The following is a 26,594-nucleotide window of genomic DNA, read 5'->3' as shown; positions in this document are numbered from 1 at the left end:
CCTTGCCTGCCTCTGCATCCCTGATCGCAACCTAAATCCGCCAGAGACCAGTCCAGAATCAACGCTCAGAATCGCAAAGGCTGCATCAAGCCGGGTTTTGATGGTCGTCTGCCGAGGCTTTCTCACAACCGTTTTTGCATCTTCCCTATCGATCAATATTCAGAAAAACGGGTCGCACGTCAGTTCCAGCCTTTGTAACCTGTCCGGGTTTCCAGGTTCACATCAGGCTAAAATTCCTGTTCCGAATATGGTTAAGGGCGTTGTGCTCACGTACGATCATGGCTATGTTGCGTTAGGTCGAAAGAATTATGGACAGTGAGGGAGCGGGAATCCAAATCAGGCCGCGCCGAGAGGCCGAGATGGATTCGGTGTGAGCTTACTGAGCTTCATTGAGTTGGATCAATATCCCTATGGGTGCACCTGTTCATTTCATCCGCAGCATCGTAAAATACCGCGAGATGGTCCTTGCGTTGGCGTGGCGCGATTTGCAAAGCAAGTATGCTGGGACCCTGGGAGGATGGCTTTGGATGATAGCCCACCCCGTCGCGATTGTGACGGTTTTCTACTTTGTATTTGCCGTTGGCTTCAAGGCGAAGGGGGGAGGTAGCGCACCCTACATACTTTGGTTCGTCAGTGGGTTGGTACCGTGGATTTTTTTTAATAGTTCTTTGATTTCCATAACAAATTCAGTTTCGAGAAATATGCATCTTGTTAAAAAAACAATTTTTCCGACCGAGATATTTCCGATTGTGTATCTCAGCTCTGAACTATTCACGCACGCTGTGTTTTTTGTGATATTATGCGGAATGCTTGTATTCTTTAATATAACATTTACTCCCGGTAGGTTGCTTTTCTTGTATTTTCTTTTTTCGACGTCGTTTCTTTTGCTTGGACTAGGGTGGCTGTTGTCGGCGCTACAAGTTTTTTATAAAGATATTTCTGAAGCGCTCACCATACTTCTTAACCTCTTATTTTGGGGAACTCCGATAGTGTGGTCGCCAAGTATTCTCCCAAAGGAGTATCTGGGAATAGTCGAATATAACCCAATGTACTACATCGTGGAAGGTTATCGTGGAACTTTAGTTTATGATCACGTTGTTCTACCTGGGATAACGCAAACAATTTCCTTTTGGACTATCGCGGTACTGGTATTTCTTGTCGGAAATTATGTTTTCCGACGTTTGCAGCCTGAATTCGCTGATATTTAGCAACTGAAATTACATGAACCCTGATTTATCCATTTCGATCCATAACGTTTCCAAGAAATTCAGGCTATTTAGTTCTCCGAAAGAGCGCCTTTACGAAGCCTTGCATCCCTTTCGCAGGCAATATCATCGTGAATTTTGGGCGCTGAACAAAGTTTCCTTTGATGTTGGTAAAGGGGAAATTGTCGGTATTTTAGGGCGAAATGGCTCGGGGAAATCGACCTTACTGCAAATTATCTGTTCCGTTATGCGTCCCACGTATGGCGATGTTCAGGTCAATGGGCGAATATCCGCGCTCTTGGAGTTGGGAGCTGGCTTTAACCCTGAGTTCACCGGGCGGGAGAATGTCATTATCAATGGCGCGATCATGGGGTTTTCGCGGAGGGAGATGCTGGAAAAGATGCCTAAAATTAAGGCATTTGCGGATATAGGCGAATTTTTTGATCAGCCCGTTAAGACATATTCATCCGGCATGTATGTGCGCGTCGCCTTTAGTGCAGCCATTCACGTCGATCCGGAAATTTTGATTGTTGACGAGGCATTGAGTGTCGGTGATGCCCGGTTTCAACATCGCTGTTTTCAACGTGTTCGTGATATTATGGAGCAGGGGAAAACTATTTTATTCGTCTCCCATAATACGGATACTTTGCTGCGCATTTGTAATCGTGGCGCTGTTCTGGATGGTGGCCGCCTGTGTTATTTCGGACCAATCGCCGATGCTGTTAATCATTATGCGAAACTTTTGTACGCGTCTACTGAAACGTCTCCGGAAGATGTTGCCGTTGAGAGCGAACCTCTTCGTAAGTCAACACATGACCGTCCAAGTTCCCTAACCCCAGACGTTCGAGATGCTATAGCCAACAATCCCTATTATAATCAGCATGAAACGCGCCTCGGAAATAATGAAGCCCAAATCATTGATTTTGACATTATTGTTGACGGGAGAATTAACCCGGAAGAAATACCAGCTCATAGGAGTGTGGAATTAATTATAAAAATATTTTTTCATAAAGATATAGATAATATTTCCACAGGGTTTGCTTTTGTAACTGTTGATGGAACGTACGTTTTTGGGACAAATTTTGAAAGTTTGGAGAGACCGCTGTTTTCTGGGCGTAATGGCAAGAGTGTTGCCGTTAAATTTTCTTGGAAATCCCATTTCACGGGGGGGGATTTATTTTTAAACGTTGGATGTCATACCTTCGTTAATGGTGAGGTTACGTTCCTCGACGTCCGGCGCTCCGTCGCGAAACTGAAATTTGCCGATACACCGGGTATTGCGGGCTTCGTTGACCTGGAAGTCGGGACGGAACTTCTTCAGATATCAGACGCCCCTTCATAATATTTTTGCCTGATGACGTGAGACCCGAGTTCCCTCCAGTTATGGGTAGGTCCCGGTTTCAAAACAATGCCCTTTGTGAGCACTTTGATCAAGCCGATATGGGGCATGCCCCATATCGGCTTGATCGGCAAATTCCACCGGCGTTGCTCCGCCATGCGCGGAATGCGGCCGGACGTAATTATAATCATGCTTCCAAGTTGCTAGTACGGCCCTGGCATGGCGCACAGAGCTGAACAGCGTCTCATTAAGGCATTCATCACGCAGCCGCCCGTTGAAGCTTTCCACGAAGGCGTTCTGCGTTGGCTTGCCCGGCTGGGTGTAATGCCACTCGATCCGCCGCTCCTGAGACCACTTGAGGATTGCGATGGAGGTCAGTTCGGTGCCGTTATCGCTGACCACCATGTGCGGCTTGCCTCGCCGCATGATGATCGCATTAAGTTCCCGCGCCACACGCAGACCTGACAGGGATGTATCAGCGACAAGCCCTATACATTCGCGCGTGAAGTCATCGACGACACACAGAATGCGAAACCGCCTTCCGTCGTCCAAGGCGTCTGAGACAAAGTCCAGCGACCAACGCTGATTCGGCCCCTGAGGCAGCAGCATCGGTGCCCGTGTGCCCAAAGCACGTTTGCGCCCGCCGCGTTTACGCACCTGAAGGCCTTCTTCTCGATATAAGCGCCTCAGCTTCTTCTGGTTCATGTGTACGCCTTCCCTGGACAGCATAATGTGCAAACGACGATAGCCAAATCCCCGACGTTCCGCAGACAACGCACGAAGACGCCCCCGGATCGGTGCATCGTCCGGTTTGATGGACCGGTAACGAACCGAGCTACGGTCCGTTCCTGTGGTGCGGCACGCCCGCCGCTCGCTCACCTCATAGGTTTTTCGAAGATGAGCGACAGCCTCTCGCCTGGCGGCGGGCGTCACCACTTTTTTGAATTGATGTCTTTAAGCATGGCGTTGTCGAGCATGGTCTCGGCCAATAGCTTTTTGAGCCGGTTGTTCTCCGCCTCCAGCGCTTTTAAGCGCTTGGCGTCTGACACGTCCATGCCGCCAAATTTCGACTTCCATTTGTAAAACGTGCCTTCGCTGATGCCGTGGCGACGACAAACATCAGCCGTCTTCTGGCCAGACTCTTGCTCCCGCAAAATCCCGACGATCTGTTCTTCCGTGAAACGTGAACGCTTCATATCCATCTCCTTCTTCGGTGATGGACTCTACTTTAAAATGGAGGAAATTTCGGGTCTCACGTCAGTTGGAAAGGCTTCTCCGGCTTCCCACGCTGCGATCTTCTTGAAGGAGGCTAGTGCCTCATCGACGGAATACCCTGCACGCTTACGCGCCCACGTGATTAAGGCAGGAGTGACAGGGATTTCTTTGCCGGACATATTCTCTCACACAGTCAATTTGTGATTCGTAACCAAACATACTGAACATTTGCCTTTTCTTAAACTGTCCAACTACACGGCGGACTGCCGATCCGCAGTGTGAGACACATATCATTATTGTAACCCATTGATCATAATAAATTTTTAGCTGCCGGAAAATTGCAGAAAGTCTGACGAAACCCGACCTAAAAATTGGTCGAAAAAGCAAAAAAACCAGCAGCTAAGCTACTGGTTTTTTTGATTGGCGGACAGGGAGGGATTCGAACCCTCGGTACGGGTTTACCCCGCACGGCGGATTAGCAATCCACTGGTTTCAGCCACTCACCCACCTGTCCTGCGTAGCGCTCGAAATGAGCGGCGAAGGCCCCTTACATAACCGCTGTTGCGCCATCAATCAAGCGCTTCGCGCACGACGGAGAAAACTATTCTCGGCGACGTTTTTTTTCGCGTCCGAACGACGGCGCGCCGCCTTACCGCAGGTAAAGAAAACGTCTTACTTCGGCACCTTCATGCCCTTTTGCACGGCGGGACGTTGGGCGATGGCGTCGAACCAGCGTTTGACGTTGGGGTAATGATCCAGGGAAACATCCTGCCAATCGCAGCGCGACACCCAGGGGAAGGTCGCCACATCGGCGATCGAATAGGCATCGCCCGCCATGTAGGCATTGTTTTGCAAGCGTGCGTCGAGGACGCCGTAAAGCCGCTTGGTCTCGTCACCGTACCTTTTTTTGGCGTAGGGAATGTCCTCGGGGGCGAAGCGCATGAAGTGGTGGCATTGGCCGAACATCGGCCCAACGCCACCCATCTGGAACATCAACCATTGAAGCACCTCGTAACGTCCGCGCGCGTCGGCGGGCAACAGGTCGGAGCCGGTTTTTTCCGCCAGATAGATCAAAATCGCGCCCGATTCGAACACCGTGATCGGCTTACCGTCCGGTCCCTCGGGATCGACGATGGCGGGAATCTTGGAATTGGGGTTAATCGCAATATATTCCGGCGTGCGTTGCGCCCCTCCGAGGATATCGATGGGATGGGCGGTATAGGCCAGCCCCACCTCTTCCAGCATGATGGACGCCTTGTAGCCGTTCGGCGTTGACCAGGTATATAGATCGATCATTTTTCCACTTCCTTTTTCGCGGCGCGGCGCGCCAATTCCACCTTCGTTGGCCAAGTACCCTACGCCTTCGACCCTACCGGAGGCAAACCCAATACGGCGGTGGAAAACTCTTGTGTGAAAAGTGGCACAATCAATGCACGAAACCGAGTATTAACGGCCCTGGCATTTAAATTTGCCGTTAAACATAGGTGACTTTGGCAAAATGAAACGCAAAATGCATTTGCCGTCGCACGTTACCGATTTATCCGTCGGCCAGAACACGCCGACATCCGCAACAACAGACCAAGAAATGGCCCCCAGGCTTCCTGCTGAGCAGGACGTCGCGCGAATGCTGATCGCCATGCACAAGCATGGGCTGGCATTAAGAAAATGCGTCATGTTGCATTTAAACGAGGTCGGTAAATACGTGCTACTGGATCAAGCCCGCAAGGAATTGGGCTACCCCCAAGCGTGGCCGATCGTCCGGACAACGGAAATTGATCGGCGATATCGCGAATTGCTCGCGTTTAGCGATCTAAACACGCCATAATAATTTGTGGGGAGCCCGCCGTGGAGAACGCGCGATTTTCAAAATGGAAACTCGCCGCCGTTCACGCATCCTCCGCGATCATTTCCTGCGCCCGGAGGAGAAGCTTTTTCATCAGATTATCCAGTTGAGAAATTTCTTCGGGTGCGAGACTGTCGAGCAACTGGCGCTCGCGGGCGCGGGCGCGCGGGATGATGTCCTGGTAAATTTTTCGGCCCTTCGCCGACATGCGCAGGCGCGAACGGCGTTTATCGCTAATATCCTGGCGACGTATCAACAAGCCGTGTTCCAGCATCCGCCCGATAGCGCGGGAAACCTGCACTTTATCCAAGTTCGCCCGCAAGCCAATCTCGCTCGCGATGAGGGGCTGCTCGTGCCCCAATACAGCCAAAATACGCCATTCATAAATGGTCAACGAAAACTGTTGAGCGTAAATCTGGGCGATGGTGCGCGTCACGAGACCCTGCAAAACGGAAAGGCGGTAGGGAAAGAAGCGGTCCAACTCCAATCGAGCCGAACCCGGCTCCAGAGCCTCAACCTCGCCCCCATGCGCCGCGCACGCGCGCACGCCTTCTTTATAGTCCGACATCCCCCCCCTCTGACGTGTCCCCGTGGACACTAGCCCCCATTGCCTTCCTCTTCCGCTCTCTCGGGTCAGGACCTAGTTCATCTCCGCCAGACGCTCAGATGAATAGGTCCTGACCCGAGTATTGAAGTTATTTCCAAAATACCAGCAAAGCAAGAAAATCGGGAATATTTTGCACCGCATTATTCTTGATTCTTGTCCATCTCGGGCGCGACGACGCCGAGCGTTCTTCCCCGGGTTTGCACGTGGATCGCCCTGTTAAAGCGATCCCACCGTGACGAAAATCGGCGCGCATCTACCCGCGACCATCACCTATTTCATAACGATTTCCATAACGGTCGTCGAACGCAAAGCAGAGCGGCAAACGAAAAAGCGAAGGGATGCCCCCCAACGGGCGCCACGCGAACGGGCGATTCCCCACTCCACGGTAAAAAATAGCCATTAACGATGGAAAAGGTCACCGGGGAGAACAACATACACAGGAGTATTTAACACAGTCATACAAGCTTAAGATCGATTGTCGGAACATGAATAAACGCATCCTTTTCGTCGACGACGAGGCGAACATCCTATCTGCGCTGCGGCGCATGCTACGCCCCATGCGCGATTCATGGGAAATGGCGTTTGTCGATAGTGGCGATAAAGCCCTGGAAATTCTTAAAAAAAGCCCCGTCGATGTCATCGTTTCGGACATGAAGATGCCGACAATGGACGGCGCCGCCTTTTTAGGCGCCTGTCGGAAAATTCAACCCGAAGCTCTGCGCATCATTCTATCGGGCTATGCCGATCAAGAAAGCGTTATCCGCACGATCGGCCCCGCGCACCAATACTTAGCGAAACCGTGTTCCAGCGAAGAACTTATCTTGAGCATCCAAAACGCGATGAAACTGCGCGACATCCTTACGGAACCCGAATTGCGCCGCCTCGTCTCCAAAGTAGAGCACCTGCCGACACCCCCGGCAAACTTCGGCGAACTTCTGCAAGAGCTGAACTCGGAACACGGGTCCGCAGGCAAGATTGCGGAAATCATCAACCATGACGTCGCCATGACGGCGATGGTGTTGAAATTGACAAACTCCGCTTTTTTCTCTCTCGCCGCGCCCGCGACCTCCCCCCTTCAGGCGGTGCGCGTCCTGGGTTTTGAGACGATCAAAACGCTCATCCTTTCCGGCGCTATTTTCAGCCGCTTGGAGCCTCATAAGGAATTGTCCGCAACCTTCGACACCCTGTGCTTGCGTAGCCAAGTCATCGGTCAGCTTTCCAAGGAAATCGCCATAACTCACGGTGTCGATAGACACGTGGCCGAACATGCCGAAATCGCGGGCGCCCTATCCCATCTTGGGATCATTCTCGAAATTTCTGAAATTCCCGATCAATTTCAGAAGATTATGTCCATGACGGACCGCGAAAAATGTTTGGTCACCACCGCCGAAAAACACGTCCTGGGCGCGACCCATAGCGAAATAGGCGGGTATCTTCTTGGCCTTTGGGGATTTTCCCACCCCATCGTCGAAGCCGTATCGTTTCACCACGCGCCATCGGATGCCCCCGATCAAGGGATTTCGCCGCTCCTGTTTCTCCATATCGCCCAGGAACTCGTACGTTTTTCCATCGACGAACTGGAAAATTTGCCTCCCACGCACACCCGTCTCGATCTCGATTATCTTGGAAAATTGGAGGTATTAGGGAAATTCCCGGATTGGATTTCCTGCGCCGTAAAAACCAAGCAGGGGTATGAAATATGAACACATCCACCGTGTCCGCCTAGGAAAGCGAGAGGTATGCCAGAGCAAGACGTCGTTTTATTGGTCGATGACGAGGAAAACGTTCTGTCCGCCCTGCGCCGGCAGATGCGGGGGATGCCGTTCGCCCTGGTTACCGCCAATAGCGCCTTACAAGCCTTGGAATTAGCCCATCAGGGCGGAAAATTTTCGGTCATCATCGCCGATATGAACATGCCCGCCATGAACGGAATACAATTATTGGAGGTGTTTCAAAAACATTTTCCCGACACTGTGCGCATCATGTTGACGGGTAACGCCGACCAGAAAACGGCCATGGACGCCATCAACCAAGGCAGCGTGTTTCGCTTTTTCACCAAGCCGTGTGAACGCGAACAGCTACAAAAGGGGATCGACGATGCGATCAAGCAATACCGCTTGGTCATTTCGGAACGGGTCCTGACCGAACAAACCCTGGCCGGAAGCATCAAGGTGCTCTCGGACGTGATGTCGATGATGAACCCAAAAGTCTTCGGACGCGGGATCAAAATCCGTGGGTGGACCCAGAAGGTCACCAAGACGATGGGCATACCCAACCCTTGGCAGTTGGAACTGGCGGCGATGTTGGCCCAGATCGGCGTCGTCGCCCTTCCCCAGGAGGTATTGAAAAAATCGGGTACGAGCGAGGCTCTCTCTCCGATGGAACAGGACATGGTCGCGAAAGTCCCCGAGACCGGCAAGAAGTTGTTGCAAAACATCCCCCGCATGCAGGAGGTCGCCCAAACGGTCTATTACCAAAACAAGTGTTTCGACGGGACGGGTTTTCCGCACGACAAGATCAGCGGTAAGGAGATTCCGCTAGGGGCGCGGTTGCTTAAAATTTTCCACGATATCGACGCCATACAGCCCGACCCGGAACCCAGTCCCGCCGCTATCGCGGCGCTTGAAAACAGGACCGGGTTGTACGACCCCCGTCTACTCAAGGTCGTCAAGTCGATTTTCCTAAGCAAAGAGGACCGCAGCAAAACGGCGCAACAGAAAGTACTCGAACTCAATGTTCCACAACTACGCTCCGGCTTGACATTGCTTTCCGACATCAAACTTCAACAAGGGCACCTGATTCTCGCCAAGGGAACGAAATTGACGGACACCCAAATCGAACGACTAAGGAATATTGCGCAAATTCGAAAATTCAACCTGCCCATCCTGGCTGTTCAGGAGACCGCCTGAGACGGCGGAAAACCGACTATTTTTCGTGAAATCGAAGGTATGACATGCTGTTATTCGTTGATGATGATCCAAATTTACTGGCGGCCTTCCGACGCAACCTTTCCATGAAGTACGACATGGATATCGCCCTCAGCGGAGACGAGGCCCTCAACCTGATCGCGACGCGTGGCCCTTATGCCGTGATTATCAGCGACATCAATATGCCCGGCATGAACGGCGTCGAATTTCTCACCAAGGCGCACCAAATCGCCCCCAAATCGGTCAAGATCGCCCTTTCCGGATGGGGCGAGAAGGATGATGTCATTCACGCCATCAACGAAGGACATATCTATCGCTATCTTACAAAACCGATCGCGCCGGCCAATTTGCGCGACGTCCTCGACGACGCCATCCGTCTTTTCCTGGAAAATCGCCAGGGCACGCATGTTCAAGAATTAACACCGGAAGATTTCGTCCGTTACGGGCGCGACCTGAAGGTCGCCGTCGAACAAAATCAGTTCTTTATCCGCTATCAACCCCAAATTAACATCGCCACCGGTCGCCCGCACGCCGTCGAGGCGCTGATCCGCTGGCGCCACCCCGAGCATGGCGTCATCGCACCCGCTCAATTCATTCCAGCGGCGGAAATCACGGGAGAAATTATTCCCATCACGCAATGGCTGCTGCATACGGTGTGTGAGGATATAGCGCAATTGCGAGAGCAGGGCCGAGAAATCATCGCCTCGGCCAATATTTCCGGGGCCTACTTCACGCAATTGGATTTGGTCACCTCGGCGCTGAACGCCACCAAATCCGCCGGAATTCCACCGCGTTTTCTGGAATTGGAACTCACGGAAACCGTTTTTATCGAAAACATCAACGACCTGAAAAAAACCCTTATCGAGTTGGCCAAGGCCGGCTTTTCCATCGCCCTGGACGATTTTGGCAGTGGATTCATGGGGTTTTCCTACCTCAGCGATCTTCCGGTACACAAACTAAAAATTGACGGGTCGTTCGTCCGTCACATGCTGAACGACACAAAAAGCGCCGCAATCGTCAAATCCCTCATTATCGCGGGTCAATCCATCGGTCTTGGCGTCGTCGCGGAGGGGATTGAAAACGCCCAACAGGTCGAAGTCCTAAAAACACTCGGCTGCAACATGGGGCAAGGCTTCCTTTATAGTGAGGCCCTCGATTTCGACGCATTGAGCACATGGTTATCCGCCCCCGAAAATCGCCCGGAAGGCCTTCCAAAGGCCGCGTGGGGAATTCACCATTGAGCGGAGAGACATCATGAATTTTCATTTCCTCCCCCCGGAGATGGATAAATCGTTGGCGCATACCGGGTCGTATGATCCCGTTTTGGTCGTTCTGTCCTATATCATCGCGGCGCTCGGCGCTTACGCGGCATTGAAGATCGTCGCCCATATTCGACACTCTGAAAACACGAAAAAGGCCCGCTGGGGCTGGATCATGGCCGGCGCCCTGGCGATGGGAAACGGCATTTGGTCGATGCATTTCATCGGGATGTTGGCGTATTCCACACCCGATTCGATTGACTACGATATCAATCTGACCGTTCTGTCGGGCGTAATCGCCATGCTGGCCAGCGCCGCCGTCATTCATATCGTCGGGAATTCCACAGTTTCCCTCAAACGTATCGCCGGCGGCGGACTCGTTCTCGGCGCCGGAATCGCCGGCATGCACTACGTCGGGTCCAGCGCAATGGTGATGGATGACGTGATATTCTATGATCCTGCGCGATTCTTGTTTTCCATCATCGCCGGCTTGTTGTTGTCCTCCTTTGGTTTGTTTGTTTTTTTTATCGTCGGGCGCCATAACTCTTCTTCAAAATCGCACGCGCTTGCATCGGATTTTTTCGGTGCGGCGATTTTGGGGCTGGCGGTCAGCACGACCCACTACATCGCCATGTCGGCGACGTATTTCTTCCATGCCGATTTTCAGCATGTCCCCAAATCCACAGAAATACACCCTTCCACCCTGGGCGCGGCCGTCGCCGTCGCCGCCCTGCTCGTCGTCGGACTCAGCGTGATCGCGACGTTCGTAGACCGCCACCTGCGACAAGCGATGGCCTCGGCGCAAGAAAGCCGCACGGCGATGTTCGACATCATGCGGGCGACGCCCCAGGGGGTGGTCGTTCTGGACGAGAACCTCAATATCGTCACGCACAACGATGCCTTCACCAACCTATTGCGGCCAATTTCTCGGCTTCTTGTCAAAGGCACGCCCTTGGAAACGTTGATTCGCGGGTGGTGCGAGGCGGGCATCGTCGATACCACGCCCCTTGATATCGAGAGCTACGTAAGCGCGCATCTTCAACGATACACCACGGCATCCGGAATTTACGAGGAACAATTTCGAGACGGCCGCTGGTTTTCAATCAATACAAAAAAAACATTTCAAGGCGGCGTCATCGGAATATGGACCGATATCACCAAGCACAAGCAGGCGGAGTTAGAGTCCCGTTCGCGTGAAGACTACGTACGCAAGATTCTCGACAACATCATTTCCGGTGTCGTCATCGTTGATGAGCAGGGAACGATATTGATGTTCAACTGCGTGGCGGAGGCCACGTTCGGTTATGAAAATTCCGAAATTCTGGGTGAAAACGTGTCGATACTCGTCCCTCACCCGCACCGCGATCGACACGATGACTATATCGCCGCACATAATTCGACCGAAACGCCGCGCATTCTTGGAACCGGCACTCGGGAGTTGGAGGGGCTGCGCAAAAACGGCGAGACCTTTCCCATTGAATTGGGCATCAGTAAATTAGACACCGAACAAGGACGGCAATTCATCGCCGTCGTTTCCGACATCAGCCAGCGTAAGAAAGACAAATTACACCAAGAAGAGCTTGAGCGGGATCTGATGCATGCTTCGAAAATGGAGGCCATCGGGCTTCTCGCGGGGGGCATCGCGCATGAAATCAACACCCCCACGCAATACATCGGCGACAACTTAACCTTCCTACAGGATGTTGTGGGAAATATCCTGGCGGTTTTGCGCCCGACGCATACGCTTGTGGAAGCCTTAAAAAATGCCCCCGATGGATGTCCCGTTGACGCCGAAGAGCTGGAAAAACTGGCGACACGCCTAAACGATCTGGATATCGACTATCTTGAAGAGGACATCCCCCAGGCCATCGAACAATCGCTGAACGGCGTCAAGGATGTCGCGCGTATCGTCCTGTCGATGAAGGAATTTTCCCATCCCAGCACCAAGGAAAAAACACTCGCCGACATCAACGCCTCGCTAAAAAACACCCTGACGGTATCCAGAAACGAATGGAAGCTTTTCGCCGACATCGAACTGGACCTGGACGAAAACTTGCCCCAAATTCAGTGTCTCCCCGGCGAAATCAATCAGGTCTTTTTGAACATGATCGTGAATGCCGCCCATGCCATTCAGGAATTGAATGCGTCGGAAAAGGGAACGATAGCCTTAAGCACCCGATTACGAGAGGACATCGTCGAAGTGAAGATATCCGATACCGGAGCCGGGATGTCCCCGAAGGTGCAGAAACACATGTTCGATCCCTTTTTCACGACTAAAAAAGTCGGCAAGGGAACCGGGCAAGGCCTCGCCATTTCCTGGGATATCGTGGTCAACAAACACGGTGGAACCATTCAGGTCCAGTCACACGCGGGCAAGGGCACGACATTTACCATTCAACTCCCGCTCACGGCGCCGGACATCGAGTAGACCGCGCGCCGAAACATCGACATCTCGCAGGCGGGGCGTTCAAGGGGGCGGCGTTCGAAATACCGGCGACTTGGGAGGCGCGGCATGCCTTCCCATGAAGCGTTCCAGTTCGTCAAGATAAGGCGCCTGCGCGCCGTGGCGGGTGCAGCACAGCGCCGCCGCCGCGCAGGCGAAATCGAGCATCCCGGAAACCTCCGCCACGCCTAGGCGGCGCAACGCCCGCGCCTCGTTCACGCCGGCGCGCATCAGCGCGGTGATAAAACCGGCGTTGAAGGTGTCCCCCGCGCCGACGGTATCGCCCACGACCACCTGGGGAGGACGGACGCGCGCCCATCCCCACGGCCCCAAAGCACGGGCGTCGTCGCCCCCCCGGGTCAGCAAGACCACGCTCCCTCCAAGGGAGGCGAGATGCTCGGCGGCGGCCTCGTCCGTCAGGTCGGGATAGCACCACTTTGCATCGTCGGCGCTGATTTTGACGATGGCGGACAGCGCGCAGAGCCGTTCCATCCGCGCCATGAACGCCGGGCGGTCGGAGACCATCGCCGGGCGGACGTTGGGATCAAAATAAACGATGACATCCCGCGCGTGGCGGTCCGCCAGCGCCTCGATCGCGGCGGCCGGGGGATCGACGATGGTCGCCAACCCTCCGATCAGGAGCGCGTCGGTTTCGTCGGGCAGCCGTTCGGGGAAGCGGTCGGGATCGATGATCGGCGTTTGCGGGCCGACGCCATGAAAAACGTACTGCGCGCCCTCGCCGCTTTCGTGAACCAGGGCGATCGGCGTCGCCAGCGCCCGCGATTGCAGCAGATCCATACGCACCGCGCTTTCGTGTAGACGGGCGCGCACCATGTCGCCCAGCCAGTCCGCGCCCAACGCCCCGAAAAAGGCGGTCTTTATCCCCAGGCGCGCCGCGCCGATCGCACTATTGAACGGTGCGCCACCGGGGATCGGGCGATATAGGCGTTCGGCCCCGGCGCCAACGCCGACGAAATCCACTAGGGCCTCTCCGCAGCAGACCAACATGGGCTTTTTCCTTCTGCTTTGTTCTTACGCCGACGCCCCTGCCGGCGCTCTTTGCAAGGCGGTCCCATCGGGCCGGAAGAGGTGACAGTGCGCACCCGAAATTTCGATGCCTATTTTCGCGTGTTCGTGCAACGGCGTATCGCCGCCGGCGCGCAACGTGATAATCCCCGTGTCGGTCCTAACATGCAGGAAGTGCGATTCGCCCAACTGTTCGAGCACCTCCACCGCGCCGTCGAGAACCGCGTCGCCCGCCGTCGGGGCGGCTGCGCCGGCCTCGATCTCGCGCAGGTGTTCGGGGCGCACCCCCAAGGTCAAGGCGTCGCCCGCATTGACGCCACCGCCCGCGACCCGAGCCACCACCGTGACCCCGCCTGCGATGGCGATTTTTACCCCGCCCGCGTCGGCGCTCACCACTTCGCCGTCGATAAAGTTCATCTGCGGCGAGCCGATAAATCCGGCGACGAAACGGTTCTGCGGATGATGGTACAGATCGAGCGGCGCGCCGACCTGCTCGACATTGCCGTCGGACAGGACGACGATGGTGTCGGCAAGGGTCATCGCCTCGACCTGATCGTGGGTGACGTAGACCATCGTCACTCCCAAATTTTCGTGCAGTTTGGCGATTTCGATGCGCATCTGCACCCGCAACGCCGCATCCAGGTTGGACAGCGGCTCGTCGAACAAGAACACCTGCGGCTCGCGCACGATCGCCCGCCCGATGGCGACGCGCTGACGCTGGCCTCCCGACAAATGTTTGGGCAGGCGATCCAGCAGCTCGCCCAGTTCCAAGATACCCGCCGCCCGGCGCACCCGCTGGTCGATCGTTCCCTGTTCCGCCTTAGCCAGTTTCAAGCCGAACGCCATGTTCTGATAGACCGTCATATGCGGATACAAGGCATAGGACTGAAAGACCATCGAAATGCCGCGTTCCTTCGGGGTCAACTCGTTGACCCGCCGACCGTCGAACAAAAGATCGCCCGACGAAATATCCTCAAGCCCGGCGATCAGGCGCAACAACGTCGATTTACCGCACCCCGACGGGCCGACGAAGACGGTAAACGCCTTGTCGCGAAGGTGCAGATCGACGCCGTGAATAACCTCCACCCTGCCGAAGGATTTGCTGACGTTTTTTAAGATAACCTCGGCCATTGTCCGTCAATCCTTCTTGTTGTAAACGCCGTACCACACGCCGTAGCCGCCCAGGGCGATGCTTCCCCGCGCCCCCCCGCCGGACGCGGCGAAGCCGTGGCCGTCGAGCGCCGACAAGCCGTCGAAGTCCGACACATCGACCTTTTGCGCCGCGCTCGACAGGTTGAACAGGCACAGGATCGGCGCCGTCCCGGTGCGGCTGAACGCCAGGATCGGTTCGGGTCGATCGTGAAAAACGATGCCGCCCCGGCGCAACGCGTCGTGGCCGCGCCGCCAGGCGATGAAACGCCGGGCATGGGCGAGCACGGACCCATCGTCGGTCTCCTGAACGCCGACGGCGCGGGCCGCGTGTTCGGGCGGCACGGGCAACCATGGCGCGGCGTCGCTAAAGCCCGCCGCCAAGCCGCCTTCGCGCCATGGCATCGGGGTGCGGCAGCCGTCGCGTCCCTTGTAGGCGGGCCAAAACCGTTTGCCGAACGGATCTTGCAGCAATTCGAAGGGCACGTCGGCCTCGCTCAGGCCCAGTTCCTCGCCCTGATAGACGCACGCCGAACCGCGCAGCGACAGCAACAGCGCCAAGGCCATCGGCGCGAAACGGTCGGGGTCCTTGCCCTTGTTCCAGCGCGTCACGACGCGGCGGATATCGTGGTTGGAAAACGCCCAGCACGGCCACCCACCGCCCACCGAGCGTTCGAACGTTTCCACCACGTCGCGAATGTGGGCGGCGGAGTATTCCTCGGTCAACAGGTCGAAACTGTAGGCCATATGAATGCGCTTGCCGTCCTCGGTATAAGCCGCCGTGGTCGCCGGCGGATCGGTGTCGGCGCCGATCTCGCCGACCGAGGAAATGGACGAATATTCGTCCATCAGCCCGCGCAGGCGTTCGAGAAATGCGAGGTTCTCCGGCTGCGTTTTATCATGGACGTGATCTTGAAAGGCGTAAGGGTTGTTGTCCTCGACTCCGGTCAGGGATTTCCCCTTGGGAAGCGGCGGGTTGTCGCGCAATTGGCGGTCGTGGAAATAAAAATTAACGGTATCGAGGCGGAAGCCATCGACCCCCCGATCGAGCCAGAAGCGGGCCGCGTCCAGAACCGCGTCCTGGACCTCGGGATTATGGAAATTCAAATCGGGTTGGCTGATCAGGAAGTTATGCAGGTAATACTGACGGCGCGCGGTGTCCCATTCCCACGCCGAGCCGCCGAAAATCGACAGCCAGTTGTTGGGCGGCGATCCTTCCGGCTTGGCGTCGGCCCAAACATACCATTCGGCCTTGGGGTTGGTCCTGTCGGCGCGGCTTTCCTTGAACCAGGCGTGCTGATCGGAGGTGTGGCTGATCACCAGGTCGATCATCACCCGAACGCCCCGGGCGTGCGCCGCCGCGATCATCTCGTCGAAATCCTCAAGAGCGCCGAATAGCGGATCGACGGCGTTGTAGTCGGAAACGTCGTAGCCGAAATCCTTCATCGGCGAGCGGAAAAACGGCGAAATCCAAATCGCGTCGGCGCCCAACTCGGCGATATAATCCATGCGCCGGGCGATCCCCTTGAGATCACCGACGCCATCGGCGTTGGTATCCTGAAAGCTGCGGGGATAAATCTGATAGATGACCGCTCCGCGCCACCAGTCGGGATCGTTCTTCAGTCCCAGCGTCTGCGCATCCGTCCCTGCCTTATCCGTCATCTCTGCGCCTTATCCCTTCACCGCCCCCGCCGTCAGGCCGGAGACGATCTTGCGTTGAAAAACCAAAACCAAAACGATCAACGGCACGGTCACGATCACCGAGGCCGCCATGATATTGCCCCATGGCAGCTCGAACTGGCTGCCCCCCGTGATCAGGGCGATCGCCACGGGCACCGTGCGCATGTCGTTGGACAACGTGAACGTCAGGGCGAACAAAAATTCGTTCCAGGCGGCGATGAACGCCAACAGCCCCGTCGTCACCAAGGCGGGCCACATCAAGGGCAGGAACACCCGGCGGATGATGATCCAATCGTTGGCGCCATCGACGATCGCCGCCTCCTCAAGCTCCTTGGGAAGTTCACGCATGAAAGTCGTCAACACCCACACCGTAAACGGCAGGGTCAGCATCAGGCTGGACAGCACCAGCCCCTGCAAGGTGTTGTACAGCCCCAATCCACGGATCAGTTCGAACATCCCCGACATCACCGCCACCTGGGGGAACATCGACACGCTTAAAATCGTCAACAACAACAGGCCGCGACCGCGAAAGCGCACCCGCCCCAGGGCGTACGCCGCCGTCACCCCCAAAAATAGGGACACTCCCACCACGGCGGAGGAGACGATCAACGAATTGAGGATGTTGCGGGCGAAGGGCTGTTCCTTGAACACCGAAATATAATTGGAGAAATCAAAACTATGGGGGAAATAGGAAACCGTGAACAATTCCGAGCCGAAACGAAAGGATGTCACCACCGCATAATAAAACGGGAACACGGCGAACAACACGATCACCACGACCAAGACCCCAAACGCCCCCTTCAGCAAAATCCGTTTCATCACCGTTCCTCTAATCCGATACCTTGACGCGACCGGCGAAAATAAAGACGATCGTCAGCGCCGCGATGATCAAGAACAGCAGCGTCGAGGCCGCCGAGCCGATCCCGACATCCTGGAAATCCACTAACTGCTGGCGGGCGTATACCGACATCGACATGGTGCCTTCGGAATTGGATGTCAGCACATAGATCAAATCGAAGATCCTGAGGGCGTCGAGCATCCGGAAAATGACCGCGACCATCACCGCCGGCCAAACCAGCGGCAAGGTGACGCGGAAGAACACCTTGACGGGATGAACGCCGTCCACCCGCGCCGCCTCGTAACAGTCGGACGGCAGCATCTGTAGTCCGGCCAGAATCAACAACGCCATGAACGGGGTTGTCTTCCAGACATCGACCATGATCACCGCCCACATCGCAGTATCCGGGTTGGCGGTCCAGGCGATCGGGTGGCTGATCAGGCCGAGGTGGCTCAACATATCGTTGATGATGCCGAATTGATCGTGCAGCATCCAGCCCCACATCTTCGCCGATACGATGGTTGGGATCGCCCACGGGATCAAGATGGCCGCGCGCACTACGGCGCGCCCGAAAAAACGCGCATTGAGAACCAAAGCGACGATCAGCCCGAGCACCGTTTCGAAAGAAACCGAGATCAAGGAAAAACGAACCGTGTTCCAAACCGCATGCCACCACACGGGATCGACGAGAACGCCATAGTACGCCCCTCCCGACTTGACCAGATAGTTATCCAAGCCAATGAAGTGATACACCGACATGTTCGAGAGAGACGCGTCGGTGAAGCCGAACCATATCGTACGGCCCAAAGGCCAGCCCGCAACCAGCACCAGAACGATAAGCATCGGCGCCAGGAAAATCCACGCGGCGCGCAAACGCGCACGCGTCAGGTTGGACCGTTTGGCCATGGCCTTTTACGCCCCCCACTCCAAAATATGCTCCAACGGCAACACGCCCGTCCGACAGCGGGAAAACCGAAGTCCGTCCTCCCGTGGTCGGCGTATGGGCGCGTTACATCCTGTAAGTTACCACTTGCCGCGCTTGATGCGCTTCAAATTGCCGTCCAGGCGCGCCAGCGACGCCTTGGCCGTCGCCCTGCCGGTCAGGACGTCATGCACCGCATTCCAGAACGCGCTGGACACGCGGTTGTATTTCGCGCCGGTCACCCGTGAGGGACGTGCCACCGCATTGGCGAAAGTGGCGCGCAGAGAGCCGAAAAACGGCACGGCGGCCAGAACCTCGGGATCTTCGTACAAACTGACAATCGTCGGATTGTATGACCGTTCGATAGCGCGACGCTTCTGTTCGGCGCGGCTGGTCAGATACATCACCAAATCCGCGGCGGCGGCCTGGTGCTTGGAATATTTCGACACCGCCAACTGCCAACCGCCAAGGGTGCCGGTATTCTTGCCGTTCACCCCACCTTTGGGCAGCGCGGCGACGGCGATTTTCCCCTTCACGGGACTGTCGGCCGAATTGCCCAACGCCCAGGCATAAGGCCAGTTACGCATGAACGCCGCATTACCCGATTGGAAGACGCCGCGGGCCTCCTCCTCGGCGTAATTGAGCACCCCCTCGGGGGCGATCTTGCCCGGCCAACTCGCCGCCATGGTCAAGGCCTCGACCGCCTTGGGATTGTTGATCGTGATATCGCCCTTGGCGTTGACGATGTCGCCGCCACCGTACGAATCAACCCACTCCAATGCATCGCAGGTCAATCCCTCATAGGCCTTGCCCTGGAACACGAAGCCCCAGAATTTTTTATTGCCCGCGGCGCGCTCGCCATCTTGGATTTTTTGCGCATCGGCGGTCAGCTCTCGCCACGTGGCGGGGACAGACAGGCCATATTTTTCCAGCAGGTCCTTGCGGTAGTAAAGCACCCCGGCATCGGTGAACCAGGGCATCGCCACCAGACGCCCGCCAACGGTATTGTTCTCGACGATCGCCTTGAAATGCGCTTTCTCCGCGCCCTTGGAGTACTTTTTTAAATCGATGAAATACTGTCCCAAAATGCCCGGCCAAATGACGTCGATTTGAAAAACGTCGATGTCGCCGGCGTGGGCGGCCAAAAGCTGTTGATACAACGCCAAACGTTCCGTCGTCGAATTCGGAGTCGAGACGACCTTGACCGTGTTTCCGGTTTTCGCCGCCCAGGCCTCGGCGCCGCTTTTACAGATGTTCAGCTCGGCCCCGACGGCCCCGCAGGAAATCGAAACCTCGACCGCCCGCGCCTGCGCGACCGTACCGAGCGCCATGACCGCGACAGCGGCGGGTAATAGGAATTTCTTAAGCATGATACGCCCCTTCTCCCTATAAAAATCATATTTTTCAATATGTTCGCATCCCGTCATCGACAATGTATATCGACGGTGGTGGATGCGCATTTATTTCTTCAAAAGCGACACTATTCAAAACGAATGTCAACCCCCCCTCCAGAAAGTTTTGGGAGAAACACCCATCTCGTGCCCGGCAAGGCCGTATGCCGCCAAAGGAACCTCCCTCGCCGGCGCGGAATTTTTACCGTGTGAAATTTTAAGGGTATTTAAAACCCAAGGGCTATGGCCGCGTCTCTTTAGTCACCACGAGATCAGTCTCCACGGGATCAACATCTATCCAGATCACGCTGCCGACGTCGAGCACACTTTCAAAACCGATCTCACAACCCATGGCGGTCGCTATTTTTTTCGCCACGACCAGGCCCACGCGCACCCCCTCCTCGTCATCATCACCGCTATCCAGCCGGCGCCGAGGGTGAAACAGGTCTTCAAAACTATCTTCGGCAAGACCCCCCCCCATATCCCGAACGGAAAAACGAAGTTTGCCGTTCTCGCCGTTCTCTATGAAAGTGCAGGAGACGCGCACTTCGCCGCCGGGGCGGGTGCATCTGGCGGCGTTGGACAGCAAATTTTCGAGGACGGTCTCAAACCCTCCTGGATCGACGAAAATATCGGGAAGGTCCCGCCCCTTGCAATCGTTTTGAACGCTGAGACGGCGTGCGTCCACCTCGGGCGCGATCCCGGCGAGGCAGGCCTCTATGATGGGAAGCGCCCGGACGGCTTGCGGGACCAATTCCATTGTCTCGTTTTGCATGTCGGCAAGCTGTAAAACGCCATCGATCAAATGTAAGAGATGGGAGCCCGCCTCGACGATTTGCGTCACATATGCGCGCTGATCTTCGTCAAGAGGATTATCTCCCTCCAATTTCAATAATTCCCCGAAACCGATAATGGCGTTCATCGGAGTCCTCAACTCATGGCTCACCGATGACAACAATTTGGATTTCGCACGGCTGGCTTTTTCCGCCCTGAACTTGGCGTCGATTAGATCCTGCTCGGCCTGCCTTCGTTGGGTAATATCACGCAAAATTCCGGTGAAATACCGCTTCTCATCGATGGTAAATTCACTGATCGCAACCTCCATGGGAAACATCGCGCCGCCCTTGCGGCGACCTTCCAATTGCCGCCCCACACCGATAATCTTTGATCGAACACCCCCTTCGTACGCCCGCATATAGGCGTCATGGCGCGCCGATATTTGAGAAGGCATCAGGATGCCGACCTTCTGGCCCAGGAGTTCCGTCTCGCCATAACCGAACATCTCCAACCCCGCCGGATTGACGCTCAAAATATACCCATCGCAATCGGTGGTGATGATGGTATCGGCAAGATTGTCGATAACCGTCTTCAGCATCGCCTGCGCGCGCGCGCGTTCAGACATCTCCAGTTCAAGCGCGCGCGTCCGTTCGCGCACCAGGTCTTCCAATTCGAACGACAGGACGCGCAAATCGTTTTCACGGGCGCGGACGCTATCGGACATGACGTTAAACGACCGGGCGAGATCCCCCAATTCATCCCCCGGACGAAAATTGACCAAGGCGCCATAGCGTCCTTCGGTGATCTGTTGCGCGCCGTGGCGCAACAGCGCCAGCGGCGTTGTAATCAGCCGGCGCAGCAAATAAATTCCGATCGGCAGCACCAACAAGGCGATAAGGGCCATGGTTTCGAGGCTCGCTACCGAAAACGCCTCGATTTCTTGCACGACTTCGCCCTTGCTGACGCCGGCGAAGAAATAAGCTCGGCGACCGTCAAGCAGGCTGACCTTGCCCCCTTCCAAGTAATACCCTCCGGTGGAGGCAAGGGCGTGGGACATTTTTTGAGCAAAAAGATCGGCGACGGCGCCGATATTCTCAAAAGCCCCGCGCACGGCCGACGGAGCGCGCAACGTCCCGACATTGTGCGCCGGACTTCCAATAAAATACGAAAAATTTATGCCGGGATGCGCCGTCACTCTTTCGATGAAGTCCGCATCGATGCGCCGCGCCACAACGATTTGACCCAACGGTTGGCTCCCTCCTCGGATACTTCTTTGGACAAGGGCGCGCGCGGCGGCCCGATATAAATAACGCCCATCACTCAGGTAGAAGGAGGTGTTTGGAAAATTCATGCCCAGACGGACGATCCGTTCGGCGAAAGTTCGCCCGCCAAACAAAACATGAAATTCGCCATCAACACGATCTTTCATAAAAAGGACCGCGTCTTTTCCCCGCCCGGCTCGGTAACCTTTCACAATCGGTAGGGAGGAAGTCCCTTCCTCGCTTTTCTCGTCGGCGGGGCGCTCGACAAACGCGTTCAATCGCCCATGAATATCCAGGGCGGCGATAAAATCCAGGTGCGATTCGCCGATGCGTTCCTCCAATTCATCGGCCAATCGCACCCTTTGCACGGCAACGTCCATCGCCACGAAAGGGTCGTCCATGGCGATGGATTGCGTCAACGCAACGAGTTCGCCCTGCCGGGCAAGCACATTGGCGATATCCTCTAAATGCAGGGTGTATGTCGTCAGGCCGGTGCGCACATGAAGCAAGGTTTCTTCCAATTTGGCGCGCGCATTGTCCTGCATGTGGGATTTGATCTGGTATGTAAACACGAGGCCGACCAAAAGCACCGCGCCAAATAGCGATCCCAGCCAAAAAAGCAGTAAACGTTGTTCTAACGTGAACCTGCGAGGCCGAAGCCCTTGACCTTTATCGCCTTGCATAAACCTAAAATTCCATCGCGCGCGCCAAACATCCGGTCTCCCGCTCTATAAATGGGGCGTAACGGCGCAAAAGAAATGTATTTTTCTTGCTCCGTTATTTTCTCCCCCCATTATTCCCCCACGAAGAAACCCGCACGCACGCGACCGGAGAAGGCATCGACCTCGCGCAATGGAGAAAACCGTTGACCCGGCCCTAAAATGTACGGGAACGCGCTCTCCGGGAAGGGGTTCCTTACATCAAGCCCGCTTCCTTGTCGTACTTGATCGCACCGGGGTGCAGCGGCGCGGACAGTCCATCCTTGATCATTTGCGATTTTTTCAAGTTCTTAAACGCCGGGTGCAGCTTCTTGAATTCATCGAAGTGCTCAAACACCGCCTTAACCACCGTGTAGACGACATCCACGGAAACGTCGGACGAGGTCACCAACGTCGCACCGACGCCGAAGGTTTTGACATCCTTAGGGTTCCCACGATACATGCCGCCTGGGATGGTGGCGTAACGGTAGTAGCCGTTATCCCTAACCAGCTTATCGATCGCGGGGCCGGTCGCGGGAACGAGAACGCCGTCACAAGCCGTGGTGGCGTCCCTGATGGAATCGGACGGATGACCGACCGAAAAAACCATGGCGTCGATCTTATCGTCGCACAGAGCCGCCGACTGTTCGGACGACTTCAATTCCAAAGCCAGGGCGAAATCGCTTTTCGTCCAACCCAACGCCCGCATCACAGCCTCCATGGTGCCACGCTGACCGGATTCGGGATTGCCGATGTTGACACGTTTGCCCTTAAGGTCGGCCAGGGTCTTAATGCCGCTGTCGGCACGGGCGACGATGGTGAACGGTTCGGGGTGGATGGAAAACACCGCGCGTAGTTTTTTAAAGGGACCCGCCGCAATAAAGATCGGATTTCCCGTCCCGTAGTAGGCATGGAACTGTGAATCGGATTGAACGACGCCCATGTCCAACGCACCGGAACGTATGGCGTTAAGGTTGTATATCGACCCGTTTGTACGCCTCACGGAGCAGCGTACGCCATAGTCTTTGCGCTCCTTGTTGATAAGGCTACAAATGGCTCCGCCCGTTGGATAATATACCCCGGTCACGCCGCCGGTACCGATGGTGATGAACTTTCCGGATGCCGCCTTGGCGCCCGGCGCGCCAAGGCCGAAGGCGGCGCCAATCACGGCCACCATCAACGCCATCACGGCAAATTTCTTCATAGGATCCTCCCAAGATAAAAATCATATGACGACAGCGCAGGGCGTGGGGTACCCGCCGTCTCCATCGCTCACAAAAACCTCCGAACGACGCATCTTCCTCGGCTCTCTCTTACTTGGGGTTTCCAACCGCCAACATTAACCTTTTTTCCAGACCCCTCCCAAATGAACCCTTCGACAGCAAAAACAATACGTATATTTTTGTTTTCAAAGCCAAGCCGGATTGCCGGTCGCGTAACGGATCGCTATGATTGTCCTTTCTTTTTTTCAGCCCGCCATTTTTTCGGATAACAACGGCCTATGGAACACACACCTATGGACATTAAAGATCATATTCGCGCGATCCCCGATTTTCCTAAAAAGGGTATCCTTTTTTACGATATCTCGACGTTGCTTTCCCACCCCGACGCATGGCAAGTCGCCATGGGGCGGATGGCCAAGATCGTCGGCCAACACCGTCCGGATATCCTTGTCGGCATCGAGTCGCGAGGATTTTTAGTCGCGGCGCCGTTGGCGCTGAAACTGGGGTGCGGCTTCGTGATGGCGCGCAAACGCGGAAAGCTTCCCGGAAAGACGGTGGAACACGAATACGACCTTGAGTACGGCACCGACGCCATCGCCCTTCAAGATGACGCCTTGGCGCCCGGGCAGCGGGTCGTCGTTCTCGACGACCTTCTGGCCACTGGAGGAACCTTGAATGCAACCATAGAGCTGTGCAAAAAAGTCGGCGGTAACGTTGTCGGAGCCGCAGGCATCATTGAGTTAACCTTCCTCAATGGACGCAGCCGGATTGATGTCCCCTTCGATTCTCTGATATCATACGACGCATGATGCGAGACGCATGATGCGATAGGTCGAGCCGGACGGCGTGCGCCATGCTTTTTCCGGGATGCTCGAAGCGACCGAGAAAGGCCGCCCTTCTCGGTCCAACAGGGAAGGGTTGCGATGAATACTCCGCCGCGCCTGAACGTGGAAGTCGTTGCGCAGTTGGTCCGCGATGTCGGCTATGAAGCCGCATTGGAATTGTGCCGGATGTTTGCCGATGACGCCCGCCGACGCGTCAAACACATCTCCGCCATGAACGTCTCCGGCGATATCGGGCGCATGGTCGAGGACGCGCACTCCCTAAAAAGCTTGGCGTACACCTATGGTACGGAGAGTTTGGGCGACAGGTCATCGTTACTCGAATCGACATGCAAAAGCGGCGACGCCCCTTCGGCGCGCCAACATGCGGCCGCCATCGAGAAACACATCTCCCCTTCTCTTCAGCTTCTTTTCGATTACTTGGAGGGCGTTCAAGCTTAGGCGCGCGCGGTGCGAGGTCCCTGAACGCCGGCTCACTCTTCATCCCACCCCGCCCGCTTGCGATAAAGGGTCGATGCGCTGACCCCCAGGCGCGCGGCGGCCTTGGGCACATTATCCCCACACAAAGCGATCGCGTGCTCGATAATCACCCGTTCCGTTTCCTCAAGGGGGCGGATGTCGTCCTCTTGGATAGGAAAACATTGGGCTTTTTCCCGCGCCACGCCTACCGCCACGGCGCGATCTTCCTCCTCGGACGTCGGCGCGGCGCCGTTCGTCGGCGGCAAACCGGTTCCCGCGTCCGCCCTGGGGAAATTCCGGGCATACTCATCCAAGGGCGCGGGCAGCATCTCCGCATCGATTTCCGCGCCATCGTTCAGCACCACGATATTGCGTAACACATTTTGCACTTGCCGAACATTCCCAGGCCAGGGATAGCGCAGAAAAACGGCCGTCACATCGGGCGCCAGGCGTTCGAATTTTTTGCCTTCTTCCTGGGCGAACCGATCCAAAAAAAACTGAGCAATGCTCAATACGTCGCTTTCGCGTTCACGCAGCGGCGGTAGATGAACGGGAATGACATGCAGGCGGTAAAACAGATCTTCGCGAAACCGCCCCGCGGCGACCTCTTCCATCGGATCTTTATTGGTCGCGCAGACGAAGCGAATATCGACCGATTCCAGCGTGCCGCCACCGACCTTCTGAAAAGTCCCGGTCTGAATAAAGCGCAGCAACTTGGTCTGCAGGTCCATATCCATTTCGCAGATTTCGTCGAGGAACAGCGTACCGCCTTCGGCGCGGCGGGCGGCCCCCTCGCGTTCGCTCAGCGCCCCGGTGAAAGCGCCCTTGACGTGACCGAAAATTTCACTCTCCATCAAATCGCGAGGGATCGCCCCACAATTGATAGCGACGAACGCCCTGTCCTTGCGCGGACTTTGGTTGTGCACGGCTTCGGCGGTAACCTCTTTTCCGGTGCCGCTTTCGCCGGTGATGAACACCGTGGCTTTGCTGGGTGCGGCGCTATCGATAATACGATAAACCGCCTGCATGGCCAGCGAGGAGCCGATAAAACCGCAATATTCCTGACGGTCGATATCCTTTTGGTAGGTCTCGACAATTTTTGTCAGACGATGACGCTCGAGGGCATTCTTTATGGTTGTCGTCAATCGGCCCGCGGAAAACGGCTTGAGCAGAAAATCCGCTGCGCCCAAGTGCATCGCCTCGACGGCGGTGTTCACCGACGCGTTGGCCGTGATTACAATCACCACGCACGGCAACTCGAACGCCCCGACATGGCGCAGGATATCCAGGCCGTTCATGTCGGGAAGCATCAAATCGAGAAGAACGACCTCGGGGGGCTCTCTCTCCAACGCCCGCATGGCCAAGTCTCCCGTTGCGACATGGGTGACGTCGTAGGGCTCGTTTTTCAAATATGAAATATACGTGCGCGCCAGCGGAATCGTATCCTCGACAAGAAGTACACGAGGCCTAGTGTAAGTTACCATCCTAT

The 26,594-nt window shown here is 55.9% G+C and carries 21 protein-coding genes and 1 tRNA gene; 9 read left to right on the top strand and 13 right to left on the bottom strand.

What is annotated here, in order from left to right; genetic code table 11:
• Positions 1 to 410 precede the first annotated feature (410 nt).
• Positions 411 to 1,208 (top strand): ABC transporter permease, encoded by a 798-nt coding sequence (locus P3M64_RS13635; RefSeq protein WP_132940193.1) that lies wholly within the window; start codon positions 411 to 413, stop codon positions 1,206 to 1,208.
• Positions 1,209 to 1,221: 13 nt separating this feature from the next.
• The gene (locus tag P3M64_RS13630) at positions 1,222 to 2,547 is read left to right on the top strand and encodes an ABC transporter ATP-binding protein (protein WP_132940194.1); all 1,326 of its coding nucleotides are present in this window, start codon (positions 1,222 to 1,224) and stop codon (positions 2,545 to 2,547) included.
• A 39-nt stretch (positions 2,548 to 2,586) separates the two neighbouring features.
• Here the strand turns inward: P3M64_RS13630 and P3M64_RS13625 are convergent.
• The 3 genes from P3M64_RS13625 to P3M64_RS13615 form a co-directional block, all read right to left on the bottom strand.
• A protein-coding gene (locus tag P3M64_RS13625; protein ID WP_276157035.1) for an IS3 family transposase occupies positions 2,587 to 3,740 on the bottom strand; the annotation gives its coding sequence in 2 pieces (ribosomal slippage) (positions 2,587 to 3,479 and positions 3,479 to 3,740; 1,155 coding nt in all).
• A gap of 440 nt (positions 3,741 to 4,180) precedes the next feature.
• Positions 4,181 to 4,273: transfer RNA gene (locus tag P3M64_RS13620), tRNA-Ser, on the bottom strand.
• Positions 4,274 to 4,431: 158 nt separating this feature from the next.
• The gene (locus P3M64_RS13615; protein WP_132939302.1) at positions 4,432 to 5,055 is read right to left on the bottom strand and encodes a glutathione S-transferase family protein; all 624 of its coding nucleotides are present in this window, start codon (positions 5,053 to 5,055) and stop codon (positions 4,432 to 4,434) included.
• A gap of 202 nt (positions 5,056 to 5,257) precedes the next feature.
• On the opposite strand from P3M64_RS13615, the gene P3M64_RS13610 reads away from it, so the two are divergent.
• Entirely contained in the window at positions 5,258 to 5,584 is a 327-nt protein-coding gene (locus tag P3M64_RS13610) for a hypothetical protein (RefSeq protein ID WP_132939301.1), read from the top strand.
• Between the two features lie 61 nt (positions 5,585 to 5,645).
• On the opposite strand, the gene P3M64_RS13605 is transcribed toward P3M64_RS13610, so the two are convergent.
• Positions 5,646 to 6,170 (bottom strand): MarR family winged helix-turn-helix transcriptional regulator, encoded by a 525-nt coding sequence (locus tag P3M64_RS13605; protein ID WP_132939300.1) that lies wholly within the window; start codon positions 6,168 to 6,170, stop codon positions 5,646 to 5,648.
• A 524-nt stretch (positions 6,171 to 6,694) separates the two neighbouring features.
• On the opposite strand from P3M64_RS13605, the gene P3M64_RS13600 reads away from it, so the two are divergent.
• The 4 genes from P3M64_RS13600 to P3M64_RS13585 are packed head-to-tail and all read left to right on the top strand — an operon-like array spanning position 6,695 to position 12,823.
• Positions 6,695 to 7,912 (top strand): response regulator, encoded by a 1,218-nt coding sequence (locus P3M64_RS13600; protein ID WP_132939299.1) that lies wholly within the window; start codon positions 6,695 to 6,697, stop codon positions 7,910 to 7,912.
• A 36-nt stretch (positions 7,913 to 7,948) separates the two neighbouring features.
• Positions 7,949 to 9,118 (top strand): HD domain-containing phosphohydrolase, encoded by a 1,170-nt coding sequence (locus P3M64_RS13595; RefSeq protein WP_132939298.1) that lies wholly within the window; start codon positions 7,949 to 7,951, stop codon positions 9,116 to 9,118.
• 44 nt (positions 9,119 to 9,162) lie between these two features.
• The gene (locus tag P3M64_RS13590; RefSeq protein WP_132939297.1) at positions 9,163 to 10,377 is read left to right on the top strand and encodes an EAL domain-containing response regulator; all 1,215 of its coding nucleotides are present in this window, start codon (positions 9,163 to 9,165) and stop codon (positions 10,375 to 10,377) included.
• Between the two features lie 13 nt (positions 10,378 to 10,390).
• Entirely contained in the window at positions 10,391 to 12,823 is a 2,433-nt protein-coding gene (locus P3M64_RS13585; RefSeq protein WP_132939296.1) for an MHYT domain-containing protein, read from the top strand.
• 39 nt (positions 12,824 to 12,862) lie between these two features.
• On the opposite strand, the gene P3M64_RS13580 is transcribed toward P3M64_RS13585, so the two are convergent.
• From P3M64_RS13580 to P3M64_RS13545, 8 genes are all read right to left on the bottom strand, one after another.
• Positions 12,863 to 13,846 (bottom strand): carbohydrate kinase family protein, encoded by a 984-nt coding sequence (locus P3M64_RS13580; RefSeq protein WP_132939295.1) that lies wholly within the window; start codon positions 13,844 to 13,846, stop codon positions 12,863 to 12,865.
• 24 nt (positions 13,847 to 13,870) lie between these two features.
• Positions 13,871 to 14,995, bottom strand: coding sequence for an ABC transporter ATP-binding protein (locus tag P3M64_RS13575; RefSeq protein WP_132939294.1), 1,125 nt, complete (start codon positions 14,993 to 14,995; stop codon positions 13,871 to 13,873).
• Between the two features lie 6 nt (positions 14,996 to 15,001).
• The gene (locus P3M64_RS13570; protein WP_132939293.1) at positions 15,002 to 16,675 is read right to left on the bottom strand and encodes an alpha-glucosidase; all 1,674 of its coding nucleotides are present in this window, start codon (positions 16,673 to 16,675) and stop codon (positions 15,002 to 15,004) included.
• A 9-nt stretch (positions 16,676 to 16,684) separates the two neighbouring features.
• Positions 16,685 to 17,512, bottom strand: a complete 828-nt coding sequence (locus tag P3M64_RS13565) for a carbohydrate ABC transporter permease (protein ID WP_132939292.1) — start codon at positions 17,510 to 17,512, stop codon at positions 16,685 to 16,687.
• A 10-nt stretch (positions 17,513 to 17,522) separates the two neighbouring features.
• Positions 17,523 to 18,437, bottom strand: a complete 915-nt coding sequence (locus P3M64_RS13560) for a carbohydrate ABC transporter permease (protein ID WP_132939291.1) — start codon at positions 18,435 to 18,437, stop codon at positions 17,523 to 17,525.
• A gap of 117 nt (positions 18,438 to 18,554) precedes the next feature.
• Entirely contained in the window at positions 18,555 to 19,823 is a 1,269-nt protein-coding gene (locus P3M64_RS13555; RefSeq protein WP_207893168.1) for an ABC transporter substrate-binding protein, read from the bottom strand.
• A gap of 262 nt (positions 19,824 to 20,085) precedes the next feature.
• Positions 20,086 to 22,566, bottom strand: a complete 2,481-nt coding sequence (locus P3M64_RS13550) for a sensor histidine kinase (protein ID WP_132939290.1) — start codon at positions 22,564 to 22,566, stop codon at positions 20,086 to 20,088.
• Between the two features lie 232 nt (positions 22,567 to 22,798).
• Positions 22,799 to 23,785: a TAXI family TRAP transporter solute-binding subunit gene (locus tag P3M64_RS13545; protein ID WP_207893167.1), complete on the bottom strand. Its 987-nt coding sequence runs from the start codon at positions 23,783 to 23,785 to the stop codon at positions 22,799 to 22,801.
• 312 nt (positions 23,786 to 24,097) lie between these two features.
• Here P3M64_RS13545 and P3M64_RS13540 point away from each other — a divergent pair, with 312 nt between their 5' ends.
• Positions 24,098 to 24,613, top strand: coding sequence for an adenine phosphoribosyltransferase (locus P3M64_RS13540; RefSeq protein ID WP_132939289.1), 516 nt, complete (start codon positions 24,098 to 24,100; stop codon positions 24,611 to 24,613).
• A 114-nt stretch (positions 24,614 to 24,727) separates the two neighbouring features.
• The gene (locus tag P3M64_RS13535; protein WP_132939288.1) at positions 24,728 to 25,087 is read left to right on the top strand and encodes an Hpt domain-containing protein; all 360 of its coding nucleotides are present in this window, start codon (positions 24,728 to 24,730) and stop codon (positions 25,085 to 25,087) included.
• Positions 25,088 to 25,119: 32 nt separating this feature from the next.
• Here P3M64_RS13535 and P3M64_RS13530 read toward each other — a convergent pair whose 3' ends face one another.
• Positions 25,120 to 26,589: a sigma-54-dependent transcriptional regulator gene (locus P3M64_RS13530; protein ID WP_132939287.1), complete on the bottom strand. Its 1,470-nt coding sequence runs from the start codon at positions 26,587 to 26,589 to the stop codon at positions 25,120 to 25,122.
• Positions 26,590 to 26,594 lie beyond the last annotated feature (5 nt).

It is taken from the genome of Varunaivibrio sulfuroxidans (genome assembly GCF_029318635.1).
Lineage (GTDB): Bacteria > Pseudomonadota > Alphaproteobacteria > Rhodospirillales > Magnetovibrionaceae > Varunaivibrio > Varunaivibrio sulfuroxidans.
This window is presented reverse-complemented; position numbering and strand designations above follow the sequence as displayed.